This window comes from Bartonella sp. TT110JLCBS (assembly GCF_042193405.1).
GTDB lineage: Bacteria > Pseudomonadota > Alphaproteobacteria > Rhizobiales > Rhizobiaceae > Bartonella.
Window position 1 is genome coordinate 14,291 of record NZ_JBHILT010000007.1, and the last position, 23,142, is coordinate 37,432.

The window sequence follows — 23,142 nt, forward strand, 5'->3', positions numbered from 1 at the left end:
CAATTTATATATATAATTTTTACATACGTAACAACAATTCACCCCTGCCTCATGAGACAGGGGTGAAAAGGAATTTTTATGTATTTTGTTTATTATCAGTTCAATGTCATATTGAATCCCGCACCTACACCCCAATGACCTCCAGAAGTCGTTGCGGATATATTAGAGCGGTATTTCCCATTTTCTGAGGTGTAACCTGCACCAAAGGCAAATGCAGACTGACTACGCCATAAACCAGTACCAAATCCAACGCTTAATTTTCCAGGTGTATCATTGTAGCGTAAGTTAGACACCGCAAGACCAATAGCCGCTGCTTGTCTTGCCTCTTTTTTCACACTCTCAATACTGTAGTTTAAAACGTTAAACTTCATATCTGTATATTGTTTAGACTGATCAACAGCATCATCAATCGCATCAATCACAATATTATTAACCCGTTGATCTGTGTAGTGCTTGGATTCATCAAGAATAATCTTCATCTGTTCTTTAGTATAGTCATGGAGTTGACTACCATTTACAGCTTCTTTCGAACCTTTTTCAATTTTACCATCAGCTACATTATCAATCATAACAGGTTCACTAGCATCAGCACCCGCTAATGTGATTTTATTAGTCTTTTTGCCGTTTTCATCTCTGTCATAACGAACAGCGTCCTCCTCAATACCGTCAACTCTATTATTGATGTTATCAACTTTGGTATCAATATTGAGAACTACATCACCAATATCAGCAATCGTATTTGAAATGTTATCAACTCTGTTGGTAAGATGCTTCACATCTTTTTCGACACCCGTGACACGTTCATTAGTTTCCCAAAGTTGTCCACCATTGACCGCATCTTTCGAACCTTTTACAATTTTACCATCTGCTACATTGATAATTTTATTCGGCTTGCCATCACGATTAGCATCATAGGCTTTTTCTTTATCATTCCACTTTAAAGCATCTGAATCGACCTTGTTGATGACATCATCAATACGGTTGTTAATATTTGACATCCCATCATTAATATCACCAAAAGCATCAGCGACATTATGGTGCTCTTTCTCAACAGTCGTACCATTAGCATTGACTTGAACAATCTTAAAAGTAGGATTTGTCCATTTGCCATTCTCATATTTAGCACCACCACCAAAATACGCAGCCAATTGGTTGCTCATGAGATAAAGCTGGTTACCGGTAATGGCATCGGTTGAACTCGCAGCAATTCTGCCATCTTTAACATTAAGGAGAGCAACTGGTCCGACATTGTTCTTGCCACCCAAGGTCACGCTACCATAATTGATACTACCATCTTCATTTTTATCGTAGAGAACTGCTGCAGCACTTGCTGTCTCAATATCTTTCGTAATATCCTTTATGCTTTTATCAAGTTGGTCTTTGTTAACAGCTTCATCACCCTTTTCTGCTGCCTTAACACCAGAAATAGAACGCGCTACACCAGCATATCCTGCAATATTGATCTCAGTACCAGCGGTATCCTTACCGATAGTAATAACACCTGATGCACCTCCATCTTGCTTAACAAGACTATTTTTTACCACATCGGAAATCTTATTATCAATCTTATGGATAGAAATATTCACACCAGTAAACGCATCTGTAACATTATTATATGCCTTATCCTGAATAAGGAAGGTTGGCTCTACACCGTTCAGTACATCTGTACTGCCACCAAAATATTTCGATGTATTTTCAGCAACTTTTTTAAGATTGTCAGTAACAGTTGTAACCTTCTCATTCGTAGCAAAAAGCTGTGAACCATTTACAGCATCTGTGGATGTTCGAGAAATCGTTCCATCTTTCACACCAGAAAGAGTTCTTTCTTCACCACCTTTATTTACGAAGCTGATTTTAGTACCACCGGTTGCTTTACCCACAGTAATAAGACCATCTTCTCCCTCTTGCTGAACCAAACTATTTTCTGTGATATTAGAAATTTGATTGTGAATTGCGCTAAAAGTATTGTTCACACCTTCAAAAGCATCAGCAACATTCGAATAAGGCTGCTTAGAGGAAGTGCCATCAGCCTTGAATTGGATAACTTTGAAAGTGGGAGCATGCCAATTACCAGCGTCATCATACCCAGCACCACCACCAAAATATTTAGCAACATCATTTATTGCATAGAGCAAATGCTGATTAACATGCCTGATGTTCATATTAAGCCCTGACAAAGCCGATCCAACATCATTATGTTCCATCTGTTTTTCCTGGCCATGTTCATCAATAGTAGTTAAATTATATCTCGGTCCTCTAAAGACTCCATTCTCATAGCTAGCACCACCGCCAAAATAATTCGCAATCTTATCACCCATCTTATAAAGTTGAGAACCGTTTATTGCATCTGTTGAATCTCCTGAAATATCGCCATCCGCAAGGAACTTAATCTTACTATCTGTCTTCCGTCCATTTGGTCCATGTAGTGCAACAAATGCACTCTCATAACTGCTCCACAATAAAGCATCTTTAGAGAGCCCCTGAATTTCCTCAGTAAAATTATTGACTACATGTGTTAAACGACTATTCACATTTTTGACATTCGCATCAAGCCCTGTCAAAGCATCACCAACATTTTCAAAGGTTTTCTGTTCTACGTTACCATCTGCAGACACTTTAGATAGATTATATCTAGGGCCTACAAAAGTACCATCCTGAAATGCTGCATCCCCACCAAAGAATTTTGCAACATCTCCAGATATCTTATTGACCTGACTACCATTTATCGCTTCTGTTGAATCTTCTGAAATCTTTCCATTTTTCACACCTGCAATGAGCCGCCCTCCATCAGTACCTGTAATATCAATTTTCGTACCGCCTTTTTCTTTACCAATGGTAATAAGCTTTTCGCCCTCATTCCACTTAACAAGACTATTTTCTGTTACCTTGTTAATCTGACTATAAATATCTGTGATAGAAGTATCAACAGCAGCGAAAGCATCCGTTACATTGTCGTGTTTTATATTCTGAACAGTAAAAGTTGGTTTGATACCATTAAGTATATCTGTCTCCTCACCACCAAAAAAATCCACTATATTAGTAATATAACTAAACAGCTGACGACCATTTATTGCTTCTGTTGAATCGGAACTGACTTTTCCAACTGCAACGCCAGAAATAATTCGCTCTCTGTTTTCATCGTTTGTAATATCGATTTCGATACCACCTTTTTCGGCACCAATAGTAATAAGCTTCTGATCTTCACGCCATTTAACAAGGCTATTATCTTCTATTTGATCTTTTATGTCATTCAGCTGTGAAACATTTACGGCATCATTCTCATTAGTACCCTTTTGCACTCCTGTAATTTTTGTATTAGCAGCAAAAATACCACCCTTCGTCATGTTTGGACCATTCTTGATCATGAAACCGGCATTACTCATTCTGCTATCCCCTGTTTCTACACGACCAACTTTAATATATTCGCTTAAATCAAACTTTACTTCATTGTTATCACCTCTGGTAATTTTTATATTTGTATTCTCACTCTCATTATCATCATCGTCCTTCTGCTTAACTGCAACAAACTTTACTGTACTTCCTGCCCCAACATCTGTAGCATTATCACCATCAACAGAAAGCTTCCAACCCGTTTTAATTCCCGCTGTAACATCTTTCAGCTGCTTAAAATTCACAGCATCGGTATCATCAGTTCCGTTAGCAACTTTTGTGATTTTTTTATTGTAAGCATCAATACCATCAACAGTTATGCTTGGTCCTCCATCAACAAACGTAAAGCCATCGTTGCTCATAATGCTGTTGCCTGTCGTAACACTCGTGAGCTTAAGAGTATCATTCAAAGAAAATGTAACTCTATTATTATTGTCTTTTGCAATTTTTATATTTTTGCTTCCATCATCACTCGCACCCGCAACAAGATCTACTGTACTCCCAGCTTTAACATCTGTAGCATTGTTCCCATCAACAGAAAGTTTCCAGCCATTTTCTGCAAGTGTTTTTACATCTTTCAGCTGTTTATAATTCACCGCATCTGTATCTTCTTCCCCCTTAGCTACTCCTGTAATTTTTTTATTACCAGCATTAATACCATTTAAAGTTATGCTTGGTCCATTACCATCAATAAACGTAAAGCCATCGTTGCTCATAATGCTGTTGCCTGTCGTAACACTCGTCAACTTAAGAGTATCACTCAAAGAAAATGTAACTTTATTACTGTCTTTTGCAATTTTTATATTTTTGCTTCCGTCTTCACCCACAGCCGCAATAAGGTCTACTGTACTCCCAGCTTTAACATCTGTAGCATCGTTACCATCAACAGAAAGCTTCCAGCCTCCTGCCTCTGATATCATTCCTTCTATTTTTTTAAGCTGTGAAAAATTGACAGCATCGGTATCTTCTTCCCCTGCCGCTACCCCTTTAATCGTTTTATTACCAGCATGAATGCCTTGAACAGTTATGCTCGGCCCCTCGCCATTGTTAAATCTAAAGCCAGCAGCATCCATAACGCTCTCTCCTGCTGTGACAGTCATTACATTAATATCATCAGACAAACCAAATTCTACAGTATTGTCACCGTTTTTGGTAATTTTGATATTCGGGTTACTTTCGCGACCAGCTGATTGCAAATTTACCACACCGTTTGGACCAATATGCGTAGCATCTGCACCATTAACAGAAAGTTGCCAACTTGTTTTGAAACCATCTTTTACTTCTTTCAGCTGTTTATAATTCACTGCCTCATCATCTGCAGTCGCATCTGCCACCTTTGTAATCTGTTTATTGCCAGCATCAATACCATCAATAGTCATCATTGGCCCACGATCAATAATAAAACCATCATCACTGATAGAGCTTTGGCCTGTGGTGACTTTTGTAAGTGTGAGAGTATCACTTAAAGTAAATTCAATTTTATGCTTAGTGCCTTCAGTGTTTTTTGCAATCTTTAAGTTGTCTTTTCCTTTGTCGTTTTTACTTTTCACTGAAAAATCTATTATACTTCCTGGATTCACGTCTGTAAGATCGGTATCGTTAGCAGAAAGTTTCCAGCCCCCTCCCCCTGCTATAACTTCTCTCATAGCTTTTAGCTGCGCCACGTTTACCGCATCGGTATCTTCTTTACCAGCAGCTACACCGGTAATTTGCCGTGTTAAAGTACCGTTGCCATCATTACCCTCAGCCCCTACTTCACCAATACTAAAAGCACCTGCTGTACTTTTCCATGCAAGACCGCTCTTTTGGTTCGAGACTGTACCTGTTGCAGGATCATAAGCCTCGACACCTTTTGCTCTTCTAGAAACAGAACCACCCCCTATAGCAACACCATCAGTCTGAAAGACCTGCGCGTTTACACCAATAGCAACCGCATCATCCTTCTCAGTGTAAGCATAGGTACCTATAGAAATCGAATTTTCACCTTTTGCTGTTACTTTTCTATTAGGATTAACCTCTCCAGTTCTGTCAGAGCGCCTCCCCCCTATTGCAATAGAACCTGAACCTAAAGCTTCAGCATCTGTACCTATAGCAATCGTATAACTCTTTTCTGCCTTCACCTTTGTACCTAAAGCAATACTATTTGTACCTAATGCAGTTGCAAGCCCTCCAATAGCAACTGAAGATTTCCCCGACGCCTCTGATCCCACGCCCATAGCAACACTTGCTATACCTCCTGCAAGCGCAGAAACACCAAAAGCTTGTGCACCACCAGCCTTTGTAGTTGCACCAGCACCAAATGCTGTTGAATAATTACCCGTCGCTGCAGATCCACAACCGGTTGCAAAAGAATAAACACCATAAGCCTCAGGCATAGCATTAACGATACCACCAGTCGGTGTCCCCATATAACCATTAGTGCTATCACTTACTACCCCATCACCAACCCAAGTAACCTTTTCGGTGGTCGTACCATAAGGACTACGACCTCCAAAAACTTTCTCACCAACAAATCTCTCATATTGTTGCTCTGCGGTTATTCGTTGACTATTATTAACTCCTTGCTGTTGTTTGCCGCCACGACCAATAACATTGTCTGCACCACAGTAGTCATCATCACCAGCAAAAACAACACTCCCATGACTACCATGTGGATACATGACATTACCACCATTTGTGCTCCTAACTGTCTGTCCTGTTATTGAGAGATTCGCAGCAAAAACAGGAGAAACACTCGATAAGAGTGTCGCCATTACCGTACTAAGAGAGACAACTTTAATTAAATTTGGTGTGGAATATTTTTTTTTCATAAGAACCTCCTCCAACAGAGTTCAACATCATCACAACGCGCGAAAACACACACGGCAAAACCCTTAGTTTGCGCACTTCAAAAACCAATAAATCAAGACAAAACTCTCCCCCTTACGATACCGCTATCTTTACGGCATCGCCCTAAATCTCTGCAACAACATCGAATCTAGAAAAGTCCCCAACCCTTTTAGCTAGAGGAATTCAAGCTAAAAAATCAATAAAAACACAAGACTTTGAAAATATACCATAATCTCCATTTAAAAATACTGCGATTTATCTCTTAACAAAATAGTTTCACTAAAGAGCAATTCTACTTTTCAAATAAAGCGCATCAGCAAAATGGCAAGAGTGTAAAAAATAATTTTTTATAAATTTGTAAAAATACTTCTCAATAAAATAGCAGTTCTTATAAACACAAATTTATGATTTTTTTAACTTATAGCACAATGTAATAGATAACGATTATCATGATAATCTCACTCTTTGTTGCGAGATAATCTGTTTCAATATATAATTGCATATCTTTGAAAGAAATCTTTCTTAATATAATGATGCACGCTCTATAAAAAGTTCCAACGTGCTCATCTTGTCCTCTTCATAAAAAGACAAAAGTGCTATAAATGATCTTTCGTTCTTCTCGCGTATATGTCTGTTACCCTTCTATAGGAACAAAACATCGTCATTGTATTTTCACTGTTGTATAAATTTTTTAAATATCACAAATCGAAAAGAAGCTGTTTTTTAGCTTTTCTCCCACATAACCCACTGTACTTGCACTGTTGTCAACATCTTTTCCCTCAACCAACAAACATTTCAGAAATGACACTATATTAGCTTCTTTTTTAATCAATTTGTTTGTTAAGCAAAATAATTGGTATTCTACAAAAAATGAGATTATCATTCGTTATTAAAAAGTTAGACGTTTACAAACCCTGTTTGCTTATTTTAATATATTAATGGCATTGATTTAGCTGTAATTGGCAATAGAGATTTTAAGGTGTTTTGTTTATCGTCAGAATAATCCTCCTCTACGCACATTAAAAGCCTTTTGGAAATGTATTTTATGCTATAAGTTCTATAATAAACACATTGCCACCCATATTTACAATTGAGCGCTTCAAAATCTTGGAGTAATAAAATCTTTAATAGGCATTGATTTAAAAGCGCGTATTTTGCAGAAAATTGACAAAACCATGAGGTTCGTATACATGGCAATTTTAAGTGATGATAGTGGAGTGATACTTAAAAAAGCTGCATGGAAACCCGCAACGTTGAGGAATTAAGCATGACCTCTTTATGCGATAAAGAATTGTCTGACACACTGGTTGGTCTTTATGACGACTATCAACGCGGTTTCGACATTGGAGAAGAGCTTAAATTGTGCGTGGATTTGGCGTTATCTCTTGAATTGGAACTCAGTATTCATCGTTTAAGTGAAACAGATGCTGTTTTAAAAAAAGAGATTGTGCAAACCTTGCATCGTCGTAGAAATACCCATTCCAATGAAGATGAAATTGATACAATTTTTCATATGGATTTTGAAAAACGAAAATAATACAATACTCTCCCCATATGATACGATATTACCTCAGTGCTTTACTTTCTACTACGCTTAAACAAAAAACTTTCAAGAAGATTTAAAGTGTTACGTTTTCGTCTTCTTAACAGCAGTGAGATGAATTAAAGAAACGCATCAATTCTTTTAGATCATTATCAAAAAATAGAGAGTATTCTCTATTATACATCAATTTATGCTTTGTTCATTAAGCACCAACTTTTACATTTTCTCAACTCTCCTTTAAAAGCAAAATATGAAATGTGCTGCAGCGTAAATGTTTATAAAATAGCGTATATTGACCACTCTTAAACGTAATTTATTGTTTTTCATGTTTATAAAACAGCACTATGAGTATTCCAACAAACGCAACAATGCTTTGAAAAAAATATATCGATTGAGGTGATATGCTACTGTTATCGCTTGCCATAATGAGGTAGACTCCGAGGATCAAGCATCCAGAGATACCATTAAAACTTGCCTGCAATCTTCCTTGGTATTCAGGATCACAAGAGAGTTGTGATAAAGAAATCGAAAGAGCCCAACTCGAAAGTCCAAATCCAATCATAAAGTAAACAGGAAAAACAACAAAATTGTGTGTATTAACAGATAGAATAGCGAGGCCAATAGCCATAAAAGCTAATAAAATGGCTAATGTTTTCCTGATAGATAAAACTTTACAAAGAAGTGGTGAAAAAAACGCACCTGTCAATACGCCCATAGAATAAAGCACCTCAAATATTGCAAAGATACTGCTATCTGCATGTAAAACCTCTTGTATATAAGGAACGAGAATAACAGGAATGGTCATCAAAAGAGTCATAATAATCATCTGGCTTATATAAGGTACAAAAAGAGCCGGATTCTGTTTAAAATAATGAAGGGATGCTGTATAATTTTCCCACCAATTTTGCTGGTTTTGATTTTTAGATCTTCGGTTTTTAGGTACCTTCATTGCAAAATTAAATAAACCAGCAATGATAAAGAATATACCACCTATTAGAAGAGTTCCTTTTATTCCTGCATAGGCGAGTATCAATCCACTTAAGCCCATACCTACGATCGTGCCAAGTTCATAAACCATATCGATGGTTGCATTTGCATTGATGAGCTGTTCCTTCAGCACAATACTTTGAATTAAAGAAATAGCTGATGGCATATAAAAAGGGATAAAAATACCCAAAAGAGCAGATAAGACCATCAATTCAATTTCTATACCAAAATGCCAAAGCATTACCCAGCTTACGATTACCAAACCTCTCACAAGATTTGAAATAATAATCTGCGTTTTACGATTATATTTATCTGCCAATATGCCAAAAATAGGCGCAAAAATAATGCCAGGCGTCCAAAGAAAAAGCATCATCAACGCTACACCACGGATTGAGCCCGTCTGATTGTAAGCGAGCCATGACAATGTAATATAATTTAGTCCACTTCCAAATGTAGCAAATAAGCCGCTCAAAGTAAAATAGAGAAAAGTTCTATTTTCAAATAAAGCAATGCGTTCCTTCAAATTTGAAGTGAACATAAACTATCCTTTAAAATAAATACCAGTTGATATGCATCATACATCCTGTTTAAAAACATGCATTCTTACAATTTTCATTTTAGATCATTAAATTTAAGAAAACAAAATTTCTTTTTTGAGACTTTTACAATTTTCGCGCTGATGTATAATTAATTCTTCTATGAAAAAAACATTTATGCACAAAAACAAAATTAATATTTTATGTGCATTTTATTCAGAAGCTACACCTTTATTATGTAAAACAATTTTACGGTATGGAAGCTTCACTCACATTATTGTCCTTATTATTCCGTGCACTAAAATATGCTCGAGTATATCCTTCCATGTCGTTCTTCTATCACCACACTTTGGCTCTAAAAGAATAAACACACTATTATCCTCACGATAAATATTGATAACTTTTCTACTCCCCTTCTCTAAATCTTTTAAAACAAACCCATTACAGTTAGTTTTCCAAATAATTTTTTTCAATAAAAGAGAGTTTTTCTTCGTATTTTAAGTTTAAACTATTCCTTTTCTGCAACCGCTCCAGTACTGTAGTGGGCGATAAATGAAGATAAAATATAATATGGGGTCTTGGAATAGATTGAATTTAATTTAACGACACTTTCAAAAGAAAGCTCTCGAGCATAAAAATAAGCAAGACTAGAATAAACAGATCAATCGCTAATTAATAAATTTTGCAATGAAGCTAAGGAAGGTTCAATAATTTCAAGCGTATGTTTGCGTCTATCTGTCTTGCTAAGAGTGCTAAAAGCAACGGATCAGTTGCTTTTCCATTATCTAAATATCTCTAATTTATGGATTATTTCTATACTAAGAACTGTGTTAAAAATTTGTATTATATGTTTTTCTGTTGAGTAATGACGAGAAATTTCTTTGAAGAACCATATGGAGTTATAAACTTTTTTTCAAGATACATTCTGTCTATATACTCTCCATAAGTTAAATTGTTTTTTGTCTAAAATCTTTTAATGTTCAATAAGGTGTTTTTTAACTCGTCTCTAAACAGAAAAACACAATACTCCCGCATTTGTATAACTTATTAACTTTATGATAAATGGCGATATATAGACTTAGTTTTAAGATAAGATTATATTTTAGACAACTTAAAATGAGATTAAGTATTTGTAAAAAATATATTTTTTGATCACACTCCATAACCTTCCATTTTCTAATGAATTCTAGTAGAATTTCTGAGGATTACTCCTATAGCGTCGTGTAAGCGTATAAAAATGAGTTCGATCTAGATATATTATTGCCCCTAAGGGCTGAGACTGGATGCCGCTCCATAGGAATTTAATGAAATCAACTCTATCTTTTCTCAAACCACTGCCCTCACTATAAGCATTTGATATCCAATCCCGTCAAAAAGCAGCAGAGCAATTCTCAGAAAACATCGCTGAGATATTGAAATATGTCTTGCAAAAGCGTTTGAATCAAATGTTTCACTATATCTTTCGGTATATTCATAAACTGAAACTAAGAATATTATAATAAGCCTTCAAATAACGAAGTTTATTGTCACAACAACATCTAACAACGGTCAAAAGAAAAACCTCAACCTTGAGTATAAACAAAATCAACTTGAAAGCGCAAAATATATCTCTAGGACATAGTTATATTCGTTATCTGGCTTTCCCCTTATTGGCAAGCCTCCCGCAACAGACGCAGTAAAAATACCAACCTCTATCGCTATTCATTCTCCTGAATAATAAGCTATCACTACCATAGACATCAGCGTTCAAATTTTCCCTACCAAAAAACTTGACGTGCCCAGTAATATGTGTGTGTATTTATTATTTGTAAACATGTATGCTGATTTATAATACTGTGTGTTTTTAAGAGATTCTGAAATGGGGGGGGATAATGTGCACAAACAACTGATGTTTCGGTTTTATGGGCTTGTTGTCCTGCTGTATCTTTCTGATATGGTTTTATTTTTAAGTAATCTGTGGAATGCTTATCGCATAACATCCTCATCGGTTTTCCTAGGCGTAACCATGGCTTTGGGTACCCTTATGCCCTATCTTTTGAAAAAAAGCGGTCTTGTGCGCATTAAAGCCTCACTGCGGTTGGTCGATTTATACAAAAGGCGAATCATTATCTATAGCCTTCTTTTATTGATTGCACTTTTCCATTACGCTGATTCCCCCTTTGGTTTTATCGCTGTCTCTATCTCTATCGGCTATCTCTCTTTGATTACCTTAAGCACTCTCGAGACTTATAATACTAAACTAGCACTTAGTGGTTATATTAGCGCCCAAAAGGCTTCCCGCATTATGCAAACAGTGGTGCAAATTGGCGCATTTTTGGGAGCAGCACTGAGTGGTTATCTCTTAGAAGCGACCAGCCCTCGAGGGGCAGCGGCTGAAATCGGTTATAATGGTTTGATTGTGACACTTTGTGTGTTTGACATCATTATAAGCCTTATAGCCGGATATATTATCTTTTGCGATGAATATAACGCTACAGATACCACAGCACTTACAACTGGTAAGAAGCCAGCACCTACACCGCAAGCGGATGGGCTCTCCCGTGAGCTTAAACTTTTATGCGTTTGCATAGGACTTATTGGCTTTCATATTTGCGCTTATAATACGCTGGCAACTATTCTTTTTCAGAGTGTGAAAAATTTTGGTTCTGAATATTATGGGCTTTGCAGTGCGGTTGCAGGCGTGGGCGCTTTTTTGGCTGCTTTTATCAAAATCCCTCGTTTTGAATTTATTCTCCCAGCCCTTATGTTGAGCATGGCTGATCTTATTTTTAGCACCACACAATCGCCCTATTTGGCTGTGGTCTTTTGCTTTTTTATTGGCTTTTCAATGAATACCATGCGAATTAATGCCCGCAAACATACGATTGAAGCGACTAAAACAGAGGCTCAAGCAGAGCTGGTGGGAAGCTATAGCGGCATGCTTTATACTCTCTCCCAATCTGCAGGTTATGTCATTCTTGGTCTTCTTACAAGCTCTGCCCTTATGGGTCCTCAAGCAGCTGTTTATCTTCTGCCCCTTATAGGGCTAATAATCTTTATTTATGTTCTTTTCCTTTTATCACAGCGGAACAAAGTATGAGAAAACCTATTCTTATTGTCGACCCTTTCTCCACGGGTGCCCTCTATGGCCCTGCTTTGAAAAAATTAGGCTATGCTTGTTATGGTGTTGTCTCTCAAGCAGCTCCTTTTTCACACTTTATGCTTTCTTATCAGGGAAAGGGCATGGCAGAAGCGAAGCTTCATAGTGTCGATGAGATAAAGAAACGCTTTCCTATCGGCACGATAGAGGCTGTAATAGCGGGTGCCGAAAGAGGTATCTATTGTGCAGAGCAATTGGCGGCTTATTATGGTTGTCTTGGGAATAACCCCTTGACTACCGATTGGCGACGGAAAAAAGCAGCGATGCAAAAACGTCTTTGTGAAAATGGTTTATCTTACATCCGATCAAAAATTCTTACAAAAAACGATTGTACTCTCGATGGTTTTGAAAGCCACAGCGGCTATGTGGTAAAGCCAAATGATTCTGCAGGGAGTGATGGTGTTTTGTTTTTCTCTAATCTTGAGGAAGTATTAACGTGGACCTCTGAAATCGACTGGAAGAAAAAAAATGTTTTTGGCGCACCTAACGAGGCCTATTTGCTCCAAGAAAGATTGGAGGGAGAGGAATACATCGTTGACGCCGTTGTAAAGGGAGAGGCTATAAAAATATGTAGTTTGTCACGATATAAAAAAGGTATTCATAATGGAAGTGCTTTTGTTTATGAATCGCTTGATGTGCTTGATGCTCAAGATCCCTCTTATGCCCCTCTTATCTCTTATGCAAAACAATGCATTCGCGCGCTGGGAATTGAATATGGACCTGCGCATATGGAAATCATGCAAACAGCTCGTGGTCCAGTGATGATTGAAGTAGGAGCCCGCCTCCACGGAGGAATTGCACCCACCTTGTTCACGCATTGCTATGAAGATGGTTTACTTGAAAGCTCCGTTAACCTTATTGCAGGCGTGTTTTCGCAAACACCAAGTCGATTTAAGAAAAAAGGGCGTATTATCTTCCTTATCAACGAGATCGACAGTCATATTATAAAAGATGTTAATGTATGGCGGCAAAAGCTTCATTCTTGGGAAAATGTGGTTCATTTTATGCTCTTTTTTAAAGAAAACGAGCCCCTCCCCCTAACCATCGATTTAAATACCTGTCCAGCTATTATAGCAATTTGGGGACACAGTGATGATGAATTATCAGCTTTGGAGAGGATCATTCGTAGCAATTTCTTATAAAATACAGCAAGGGGGAGAAAAACATGGATTCAGAAGCGCAATCAATTGAAAATATAGACAAATATTAAAAATGGAAGCAAGTCATTTTTAAAGAATTCAATGCAACCATGAATAACAAAAACAGACCTTTTCCTTGTCTATTCTGGATAAATGAATACCCAAAAAACATGCTTAGATTTAGGCTCACAAAAAGTTGACCGCAAAAAGTACTATAGAAAACCTTATAAATTATTGCGATAACTATAAGAGCTTTGGAAAAAACATCTTTTATTACTTTCGAATCCCCCCATACAAAAAAGTTGAAGTTTATAGAGAGAATTTTGGGTCCATACTTAAAGATTTTCAAACGCTTGACAACAGAAAAGGCCCAAGTATATACTTCAAAATATGGATAGCCCTCTATGAAAATTCTGCTTTCATGGCGAACCTATATCCATAGTTTGCAATACACTATCTCATATAAACAGAATAAGTAGAAAAATTTCTATATTTATTTGACTTTCAAGCCCAGATGGTTTTTTCTCATTTGCTCAGTACAGAACAAAAAGAAAAAAATGTCTCCATTGTAGAAAAAAACTTGAACCTTTTGATATTATTATAAAATCCACCGTTTTATGGGAATATGACAATCCAAAGAATAAAGAATGGATGCAATATTTCTTACAGGATAATAGTACTGCCCCCCACCTTGCCCATATCTTACAATGGAGTACAATAATGACTAAGTTTCCTAGAATTAAACAAAAGTATATATAATGATGCTACAAAGTATAGAATTCATGCTGATAGATGCCTTGCAAAAATAAATACCTACAACGCATTTGAACTCAAATTTTATGAAAAACTCGAATTTAGTACTGAACCATATTCGACAATGGAGAAAATCATAAAATGGCTTGAGTCCCTGTTTGAGAGAGAGAAAGTTATTGCGTAATTCTGTTTTTCTTATGATTGTGATTGGTTGTTTGACGAGTTTTTGTGCTAGTGGTGTATTATCTATTGGCCTTTCTTTGTTACAATTCCAAGATACAACGGGAGAAGCGTCTGCTACTTTAAATGTTGTTAATTTAATCGCAATTGGAATTGCTGGCTTATGTTTGGGAAACGTGTTGGCGCACTATCAAGGCTTTATAATTGGGTTTTATAGTCAAATTATTTGCGCTTGTTTATTGTCTTTCTTATTATTTATGAACAATCCAGTACTTATTTTATTTGTATTTTTTTACTTGCTCTCTTGATGGGGGCTGATAATCCAAATAACAATAGTGCCTTGAATCTGCTGGTTCCAGCTCCCAAACAAAAAGCTGGAATTTTTGCATTTTACACTAGTTGCTGTCAGTTTTTTGTTATTATATCCCCATTGTTTATATATTTTATAATTGTGCATTTGGGGCACAAAATAGCCATAGCCTTTATTGTATTTATCTATCTTTTGAATGCCTGCTTATGGTTTCGTATAAAGTCTATACAACAACTAAACAGAGTAAAAGAGCTATTAAAAAAGCCATCTCAAAAAGCTTATGAAGTTGGGTTCAGGTGCCTTTGGCGGATTTCTGCGTTGCGGTTTTTAACGATTAATCGTATTTTGAATAATTCTCTCTATACGGGGCCTATTGTTTTATTGCCACTTGTTCTTGCTTCTATAACATCAGATAATATAAAATTTACAGCTATTCAAAATTCTATTTTTGCTTTGTCAGCACTGGGTTTTGTGATCAATGGTCTTATCTCATCTTATTATTTACAGAAATTTCCATCTTTAATTCGTTTTTTTGTATGGGGGGCACCGGCTTTTGCTGTGATCGCAATCTCTTTTGTTTTATATTTAAATTTTACTCAATATTCCCTTTATATTATGGGGTTTTTATTAGGTATTGGGCAATTTTATTTTAGGATATCGGGAATAACAATTGGACAAGCTATCACACCTAGTGAAAATTTAGCCGAGGTGATTTTGGCAGGCGATGCCAGTGTACGCATCATAACAGCTTTATTCTCTATTGTGCTTTTATATGCAGGAAAATTTTTTTCATTTTCTATATTATACGTCCTATGTGTATTTATAGGCTTTTGCGCCCCTTTATTTATTTTGCACGGACTATCTATTTACATACAAAGCTTAAAGATAAAAGAAAGCGCCGCATGAATGATATTCAATTATTATATTACGTCAGCCTTTTTTTGATTATCGTATAGATAAAAATTTTGTACAAATATTCATGACATTAATTTTCAATAAGCACATTGCGTGAGAAAATCTGAGGTGTTCGTTACCTCTCATGTGGATAAAACGCATTTAGCCCGTTAATCAACGAAATTGCAAATAGCACTATGATCACCATTAATTCTAAAAGCTCTACCAGAAGTTAGTGATAATGGCAAAAATCCTTTAATGATATTTGAAGAGATCGTTTATGCTAGATCAGGTTATCTAAAGATCGAGAGAAGAGGAGCTTAGAAATTATAAAATTTATGGAAATTCAATAGTAATTTCTAAGTGTACATAATGACAGGCATAGCTCGGCGCGAACTAGTCAATTTCAAACAATAAAAAATCCTGCAAATGCTGAGCTTTTTAAACTATGTCATATCAAGCATATGAAAGTTCGTTTTAAATTAATGGCGGAGAGAGAGGGATTCGAACCCCCGATAGAGTTGCCCCTATGCCGCATTTCGAGTGCGGTGCTTTCAACCACTCAGCCATCTCTCCATAATAAAGCGAAACAAAAATCGGCACTATTTGAGTATATAAGGGGTAGATAACCTTCAATTGTTTTTGGTACAACCTTTTTTTCTTTTTTATGGGACTTTATTGACAGAGAATAGAAATTCCTTCATATATACAAAATATAAGCGTGGGGAAATCTGCGCATATTTGTGTTGAAGAAGGTTTTAACCTTCTTCAAGATCTATTACGACTGATAAAAAGCAGCCTATTTTCCCTTATTTTAAGGCAGAAATTAAATAAGAGCTGGAGTGAACGGAAGGATAAAAAATGTTCGCAGTCATTAAAACTGGTGGTAAGCAATACCGCATTGTTGCTAATCAAGTGGTAAAAGTTGAAAAAGTTAGTGGAAATGCGGGTGATATTGTTGAATTCAATGACATATTAATGATTGGGCAAGAAGGTAATGCAGTTATTGGTACCCCTGTCGTTGCTGATGCATTGGTGACAGCTGAGATTTTAGAACAGGCACGTGGGCGCAAGGTTATCGCATTTAAGAAGCGCCGTCGTCAAAATTCTAAACGCACGCGTGGCCATCGTCAAGAATTTACGAGGCTTCGTGTTTTAGAAATTTTAATGGGTGGTTCAAAACCTAAAAAAGTTGCTGCAAAACCGATAAAAGAAGAAGCAACTACACCACAAGAAACAAAAGCTGCTGCTTCTGTTGAGAAGACGGTTAAAAAAACGGCTGAAAAAAAGACTGCGCCGCAGAAGAAAGCGTCTGTAGCGTCAAAGAGTAAGAAAGATTAAAGGAGAGCGTCTATGGCACATAAAAAAGCTGGTGGTTCCTCGCGTAATGGTCGCGATTCAGAATCGAAACGTCTAGGCGTTAAAAAATTTGGTGGTGAAACCGTTATTGCCGGAAATATTATTATTCGCCAGCGTGGTACACGTTGGCATCCTGGCAACAATGTCGGCATTGGAAAAGACCATACGCTTTTTGCACTATCAAATGGCAAGGTTTCTTTTCAACGCAAAGCGGGTAATCGTTCCTATGTTTCAGTCATTCCTATGGTGGAGGCAGTAGAGTAATCTGTAACACTCTCTAGCAATCAACAGGATTTCATTGAATTATAGTTGTGGTTTTATAAGTATTAAAAGGGAAAGATAGAGTCTCATCTTTCCCTTTTTGCGTTGGTACTATAATAAATGTAGAAGATATACGAAAAAGGTAGAATTGAGGAAATGGCTTTTCTCAATGAAGGAAAAAGTTTGTGCGATGTTATGTTAGTATTTAGTACTGAACATATTGATATTATGATAGAATTTGTTGATAAATTTCTGTATAATAATAGTGAGAGAGACTTTCTTTTTATGTATGAAGAAGTGTCTAGTGATTTCTTATAAGAGAAGCAGTTTGTTTTCAGAAAATTATGAGAAATTTAATGAGAGCATTCTTTATGTAATCATTTTGATAAAGATGGGGCTTTTTATCGGCATTGTGGTATTGATGAGTTGTCATACTGTTTTTAGGTGGTAGTGTGGATAGGTGGGACTATTCATTTAAAAAGACATAGGGATAAAAAATCCATAAGAAGGCAGCCAAAACTACTTTGAAAGTGACGTGCATTAAGGGGCTTTCGGTAAATCGAGAGTGAAATTATATTTTTAAGGAGGACGGTGTTTAAAGATATAAAAATAACCAACGTGCAATCAGCGCCCTTCAAGAATATTTTTTCTGATTTCACTATTATTGTGTATTGTTGAAAATAAATAAGCATAAGAGCTAGGGTTAAGGCAATAATTACTTTTCATTTTTGTACTTTATTTATCTCAGTTATCGAAATATCTAGAAAATAAGATGATTTGTAGAATTTTTCTTGATTTTAGTAGTTGGTGATGGTGCTTGGGGGATGTTCGTACTTTGCAAATGTGCGACAGAGGGCATTGTGTATTTTCGATATTGATTGAAGTAAAGGTGTAGCTTAAAATACATAAATATTATATATTGAGGGTTTGATATCATAAGATGGGCAGCACGGAATTTTAAAGATGGTAAGTTGCATGGAGCAATTTGTAATTATGTCATGAATTTATAAAGAGGGATAATAGGTTAAATAAACTTTGAGGAATCAATTAAAATATTAGCTGAAGTTACGGATGATTGGGAAGTATGCTTTCTTGTAAGAAGAATAATGAAAAGTTATGTTGGATAACTTAGGATAATGAGAGTGTTTTGAAAACATAGTTTTTCAGGTGATTGGTTCTGTAGGAAATGGGGTTTTGTCTTTGTAAAGTAAAAGAGTAAGAGGCAGATTTGCTTATAATGGTTTTAAGCACTTCGCTAGATAATAATATCCAATTGTTTTATCGGTTATATTGAGGTATCTAAGCACCTCACTTAGCTATATTCCGTAAAATATAAATAAAGCTGTGGTGGTATTTATAGATTGTATTTTGGGAAATGCAGCTTTGAAAAGGAATGTGTCAGAGATATTGGTGTTCAAATGTGAGGCAATTTGAATTCATGATGAGATATGAGAAAGCAGAAGCAATGAATGTAGATTTTGCTGATGGTGAAATCTTGTCTATAAGATCTGTACAACTTGCAGCTGCTTTTGATCATAAAAATGATGCAATTTATGCTGCTGCTGAATTGCTTGTGCAGGTTGGTGCAGTTGATAAGTGTTATCTGGAAAGCATGCTTGCACGTGAAGAAACAACCAATACTTGGCTTGGAAATGGTATAGCCATTCCTCATGGTATGGCTGAAAATCGTGATTTAATTATCAAGGATGCTGTTGCTGTTATACAGGTTCCTGCTGGTGTTGAGTGGCATGATGGAAAAAAAGCACATTTGGTTATTGCCATTGCAGCGTGTCCAGATCGCTATAGAGAAATTTGTAAGAAATTGACGTCTCTTTTATTTGATAAAAAACAGCTTGAAGTACTTGCAACAACTATGGACAAACAGCGAATTGTTACAACTTTGTTTGACCAAGATATGAAGATAGAAAAAACTTTTATTGGTGACCTTTCGGTGTGTCAGGAATGGACTTTAGATTATCCAAGTGGTCTTCATGCACGACCAGCTTCTCTTTGGGTTGATTTTGCAAAAAAGGCTCAAAATTCTATCAGAGTTCGCCATGGTCAATATACCGTTGAAATGAAAAATTTGGTTGGTTTATTGCAATTAGGAGCAAAAAACGGTGATGTTCTGATTTTTTCTACAGATGCTGCAGAAGGAGCACAACTTCTCAATGATGCCATTGCTATTGCGAAAAAAGTGAGTATTAGTGAAAAATGTCTGATGAGAGCAATGGAATCTCAAACAAAGGCTTTTCATGGTTGGTATCCACGCTCTATGCAAAAAGGCATTTCTGGTGTTGGAGCGAGTTCAGGATTAGCATTTGGTAAGATTTTTGTTTTAAGGCAAAATGATATTTCCATAATAGATCAGCCAATTGATTTTGCAGCTGGTGCAGCATGTCTTGAAAATGCTCTTACAAAAACAAAACATAAAATGGCATCTGTGATTTCTGATATTACAGTGCGTATGGGAGCAGATTCTGCTGCGATTTTTTCTGCGCAAATGGTTTTGCTTGAAGATGAAAATTTAATAGCTCAAGCTTGTCGTTTTATAGCGGAAGGTCATGGTGTCGCTTGGTCTTGGGATAGAGCGGTTCGTCAATTTTCAGATATGTTTTTTAAGGTAGATAATCCTTTGTTAGCAGCACGTGCTGTTAATTTAGTTGATGTTGGTCGACGTGTTTTAGGTGAAATCAATCCATCCTATAAATCGTTCTTTTTAAATGATATTCCACATGGTGTAATTCTGGTTACAAATGACCTTTCTCCTTCTGATGTAGCACAACTTGATTGTACAAGGGTAAAAGGATTAGCAACAGCATGGGGAGGTCCATTATCTCATACAGCTATTTTGGCGCGTACTCTTGGTATTCCAATGGTGGTTGCTGCAGGTGATGATATTTTAGCGATTCAGTCTGATATTCAGGCTATTATTAATGGCGATAACGGATTTATTTACCTTGATCCTACGCTTGAAGACGTTGAAGATGCTCAAAGGCATATTGATACTGTTGCGCAAAAACGTGTCAGTGAAATAAGTGCGTGTAGATTACCAGCGCAAACGATAGATGGTCAAAGAATTCGTATCATGGCTAATGTCAACTACGCAAATCAGGTTCCTGTTGCGCTTGATTTGGGGGCTGAAGGTGTTGGACTCATGCGCACGGAATTTTTGTTTTTAGAGAATCCATATATTCCGGATGAAGAGCTACAATTTAATATATATCGGGCGATGATTACAGCTGTAGGAGATAAGCCATTAATTATTCGTGCGCTTGATATTGGTGGAGATAAACAGGTTACGCATTTACATTTATCTAAAGAGGACAATCCTTTTTTAGGTGTTCGAGGAACGCGGCTTTTGTTACGTCGACGTGATCTTTTGGTTCCTCAATTACGTGCTTTATATCGAGCAGCAAAAGAGGGCGGAGATCTATGGATTGTGTTTCCGATGGTCATGTCTGTTTCAGAGATTGTCGCTATAAAAAAGATTGCAGAGGAAATCCGCAACGATATTGATGCACCAAAATTAAAACTTGGTATTATGATCGAAGTTCCAGCAGCGGCTATTATGGCAGATGTATTAAGCGCCTATGTTGATTTTTTTTCAATTGGAACCAATGACCTAACACAGTATACAATGGCTGTTGATCGGCAAAATCCGTACCTTGTGTCTGAAGCTGATAGCCTTGATCCAGCAGTTTTGCGTATGATTTATCAGACTATTCAGGGAGCTGCACAACATAAGTGTTGGGTTAGTGTATGTGGTGGTATGGCTGGAGATCCTTTTGGTGCAATGATTTTGACTGGATTGGGAATTCATGAGCTTTCTATGATATCTTGCGATATTTCTCCAGTAAAGGCGTGTTTACAGACTCATAGTTTTGAAGATATGAAAATTTTAGCACAAAAAGCATTACAATGTGAAACTGCACGAGCTGTACGTGCTCTAAGCAAGGATATAAGGTGATAAAGAACATTAAGGGAAAAGAACGAGCTCATTTTGCACAGTAATCAGATCTTTAGTGCTGTAAAACATTATCCTTTAAGACGATTATTAACAACATATTAATTTATAATGGTAGTTTATCGTTTTACATAATGAGAGCTCTAAATATCGTAAGGTTTGTTCGTTTTAAATTTCTCTATATTCAATTAATAAAAATTATTCTTTTATACATTACAAGGAGGAGTAATGTATGGATAAAAACACTTTAGGAAAGAATAAATGCCTTTTATGCATTCTCTTAAATAGCAGGGGATGTTGTAACATTAGGGGATAAATAGCGTGATCGTACTTGGCTTTTCCTTTTTATTTAAGAAAAGATGATGCTATCCAATAAATTTTATACCACTCATAGACACCGTATGAGGTAGATGTGACAAGCTTTAAGAGATGTTTTTTAACAAACGTGTGGATGAGAAAAAAATATATTTTTAGAGTATTCTGTTTTGTTATGAGACCATATCCCACTTAAAGAATGCGATAATCAAAAGTATGAAGTAATACGTACTCTCTTTTAAATAATGGAGACTACTTTAGATATTTTGAAAACTGTAAAGCTGAATTTAAAAATATATGGTAAAAATGAAAACAGGTTTGCATTTTTATGATTTTGTATTTGACCAAAATGAGACTATTTTTTCATTTCAGAAAATAAGATATATTCATACATATTAAATTAAAAATGCAAAGTTTTTTTGTCTGAATTTTATTTTCTTTAGTATCAACTAAATATAGAAGTGTGACATTGAATAGAGGATTTAGAGTAGAGCTTATTATGTAATCCTATGAAAGAGAAGACTGACACCATCACACTATTTTACAACTCTCAATGTTGCAAAAATTCGTGCTATTTAAAAAAATGCATAAGAGGCACTTATCCTCTCTTAAAATGTTCTTCCCCCACATATCATCCCTTCCTATGACGCATAAGCAAGTGATTTTAATTCATTCAATATGAAAGGGGGTCTGATGAGAAAAATTTACGATATTCGAGGTTTTTATGATGTGTAAACGATAATTTATCATTATAAGTCAATATATTATATATTGTCTTAAACATAAAAGTGATTAGCAGGTAGATCTCATTTCAAGAAAGAGTTGTTTGTAATCAAAGTTATAGTGATTAAGGACTTTCATCCTTGGAGGCAAGAAGGAGGTTGAAAATGATTTTATTGAAATGAAATTTATTATCTGAATAAACAATTTTAATATTAGGGATATAAGAAGTTTATATCGTTATTATTCTATTTATTATTAGGGTAATCAATGGTGTGAAGCGAGAGGTATTTAATGATTTGGTTATGTAAAATCATGGATTGTATGCCAATTTTAAGAGAAGTATTTTTTTGTGAAGCAGAAAGTGCGTAAATGAGCATGAAAGTTTATAACTGGTGACAATTTTTTTATTCCCATTATTGTATTCTACAAACCTATCCACGAAAAAAGTTTTTTCTTAAAAAGAAGGGATGTGCTTGTTATTCAACAGATATAAGCTATTACTTTAATAAATGAATTTGTTTTTTGGGTTTTGAATGTGTAGTTTAGACTTGCACGTTATTTCTTTCTGGGTATAGTGCAAACTTCTGGAGAGGTGGCCGAGTGGTTGAAGGCGCACGCCTGGAACGCGTGTATATGGGAAACCATATCGAGGGTTCGAATCCCTCTCTCTCCGCCACAGTTTATAAAGCGATATTATTAAAACTGTCTTTAATCGTAGCTTGCCGGTTGTAGATTGCCAGCGGGTTTTGTATAATTTGACACTAGTTTTTGTACCAATTTATTTTTTTTCAAAGAGTTTTAAAGGTGTTCTCAAAGG

Annotated in this window: 10 protein-coding genes and 2 tRNA genes; 9 read left to right on the top strand and 3 right to left on the bottom strand. The window is 36.1% G+C overall.

The genetic code is table 11. The annotated features are described in order from the left end of the window. Positions 1 to 95: 95 nt before the first annotated feature. Complete coding sequence (locus ACFILW_RS04360) at positions 96 to 6,200, bottom strand: Vomp family autotransporter (protein WP_375685234.1); 6,105 nt, start codon at positions 6,198 to 6,200, stop codon at positions 96 to 98. A 1,286-nt stretch (positions 6,201 to 7,486) separates the two neighbouring features. On the opposite strand from ACFILW_RS04360, the gene ACFILW_RS04365 reads away from it, so the two are divergent. Further along, a complete protein-coding gene (locus tag ACFILW_RS04365) occupies positions 7,487 to 7,756 on the top strand; it encodes a hypothetical protein (RefSeq protein ID WP_375621941.1) in 270 nt (89 codons plus the stop codon). Positions 7,757 to 8,075: 319 nt separating this feature from the next. On the opposite strand, the gene ACFILW_RS04370 is transcribed toward ACFILW_RS04365, so the two are convergent. After that, on the bottom strand, positions 8,076 to 9,287 hold the full coding sequence (locus tag ACFILW_RS04370) for an MFS transporter (RefSeq protein WP_375685235.1): 1,212 nt from the start codon (positions 9,285 to 9,287) through the stop codon (positions 8,076 to 8,078). A gap of 1,856 nt (positions 9,288 to 11,143) precedes the next feature. On the opposite strand from ACFILW_RS04370, the gene ACFILW_RS04375 reads away from it, so the two are divergent. The 4 genes from ACFILW_RS04375 to ACFILW_RS04390 all read left to right on the top strand — a co-directional run bounded on the left by ACFILW_RS04375 (position 11,144) and on the right by ACFILW_RS04390 (position 15,712). Further along, positions 11,144 to 12,364: a hypothetical protein gene (locus ACFILW_RS04375; RefSeq protein ID WP_375685236.1), complete on the top strand. Its 1,221-nt coding sequence runs from the start codon at positions 11,144 to 11,146 to the stop codon at positions 12,362 to 12,364. Continuing rightward, on the top strand, positions 12,361 to 13,566 hold the full coding sequence (locus ACFILW_RS04380) for an ATP-grasp domain-containing protein (RefSeq protein WP_375621943.1): 1,206 nt from the start codon (positions 12,361 to 12,363) through the stop codon (positions 13,564 to 13,566). Before ACFILW_RS04375 ends, ACFILW_RS04380 begins: the two co-directional genes overlap by 4 nt. A 926-nt stretch (positions 13,567 to 14,492) precedes the next feature. Continuing rightward, positions 14,493 to 14,804 (top strand): hypothetical protein, encoded by a 312-nt coding sequence (locus ACFILW_RS04385; protein WP_375672781.1) that lies wholly within the window; start codon positions 14,493 to 14,495, stop codon positions 14,802 to 14,804. Continuing rightward, positions 14,729 to 15,712: an MFS transporter gene (locus ACFILW_RS04390; RefSeq protein ID WP_375685237.1), complete on the top strand. Its 984-nt coding sequence runs from the start codon at positions 14,729 to 14,731 to the stop codon at positions 15,710 to 15,712. Before ACFILW_RS04385 ends, ACFILW_RS04390 begins: the two co-directional genes overlap by 76 nt. A 474-nt stretch (positions 15,713 to 16,186) precedes the next feature. On the opposite strand, the gene ACFILW_RS04395 is transcribed toward ACFILW_RS04390, so the two are convergent. Further along, positions 16,187 to 16,276, bottom strand: a tRNA-Ser gene (locus tag ACFILW_RS04395). Positions 16,277 to 16,561: 285 nt separating this feature from the next. Here ACFILW_RS04395 and rplU point away from each other — a divergent pair. From rplU to ACFILW_RS04415, 4 genes are all read left to right on the top strand, one after another. Continuing rightward, a complete protein-coding gene (gene rplU / locus ACFILW_RS04400) occupies positions 16,562 to 17,041 on the top strand; it encodes a 50S ribosomal protein L21 (protein WP_375685238.1) in 480 nt (159 codons plus the stop codon). 12 nt (positions 17,042 to 17,053) lie between these two features. Beyond that, positions 17,054 to 17,323 (top strand): 50S ribosomal protein L27, encoded by a 270-nt coding sequence (rpmA, locus tag ACFILW_RS04405; RefSeq protein ID WP_375621946.1) that lies wholly within the window; start codon positions 17,054 to 17,056, stop codon positions 17,321 to 17,323. Between the two features lie 1,435 nt (positions 17,324 to 18,758). Then, a complete protein-coding gene (gene ptsP, locus ACFILW_RS04410; protein WP_375685239.1) occupies positions 18,759 to 21,290 on the top strand; it encodes a phosphoenolpyruvate--protein phosphotransferase in 2,532 nt (843 codons plus the stop codon). A 1,621-nt stretch (positions 21,291 to 22,911) separates the two neighbouring features. After that, positions 22,912 to 23,001: transfer RNA gene (locus ACFILW_RS04415), tRNA-Ser, on the top strand. The last annotated feature ends 141 nt before the right edge of the window (positions 23,002 to 23,142 follow it).

Coding starts and splice junctions, on each gene's coding strand:
- ACFILW_RS04360 (WP_375685234.1), bottom strand. CDS start 6,200: ATGAAAAAAAAATATTCCACACCAAATTTAATTAAAGTTGTCTCTCTT.
- ACFILW_RS04365 (WP_375621941.1), top strand. CDS start 7,487: ATGACCTCTTTATGCGATAAAGAATTGTCTGACACACTGGTTGGTCTT.
- ACFILW_RS04370 (WP_375685235.1), bottom strand. CDS start 9,287: ATGTTCACTTCAAATTTGAAGGAACGCATTGCTTTATTTGAAAATAGA.
- ACFILW_RS04375 (WP_375685236.1), top strand. CDS start 11,144: ATGGGGGGGGATAATGTGCACAAACAACTGATGTTTCGGTTTTATGGG.
- ACFILW_RS04380 (WP_375621943.1), top strand. CDS start 12,361: ATGAGAAAACCTATTCTTATTGTCGACCCTTTCTCCACGGGTGCCCTC.
- rplU (WP_375685238.1), top strand. CDS start 16,562: ATGTTCGCAGTCATTAAAACTGGTGGTAAGCAATACCGCATTGTTGCT.
- rpmA (WP_375621946.1), top strand. CDS start 17,054: ATGGCACATAAAAAAGCTGGTGGTTCCTCGCGTAATGGTCGCGATTCA.
- ptsP (WP_375685239.1), top strand. CDS start 18,759: ATGATGAGATATGAGAAAGCAGAAGCAATGAATGTAGATTTTGCTGAT.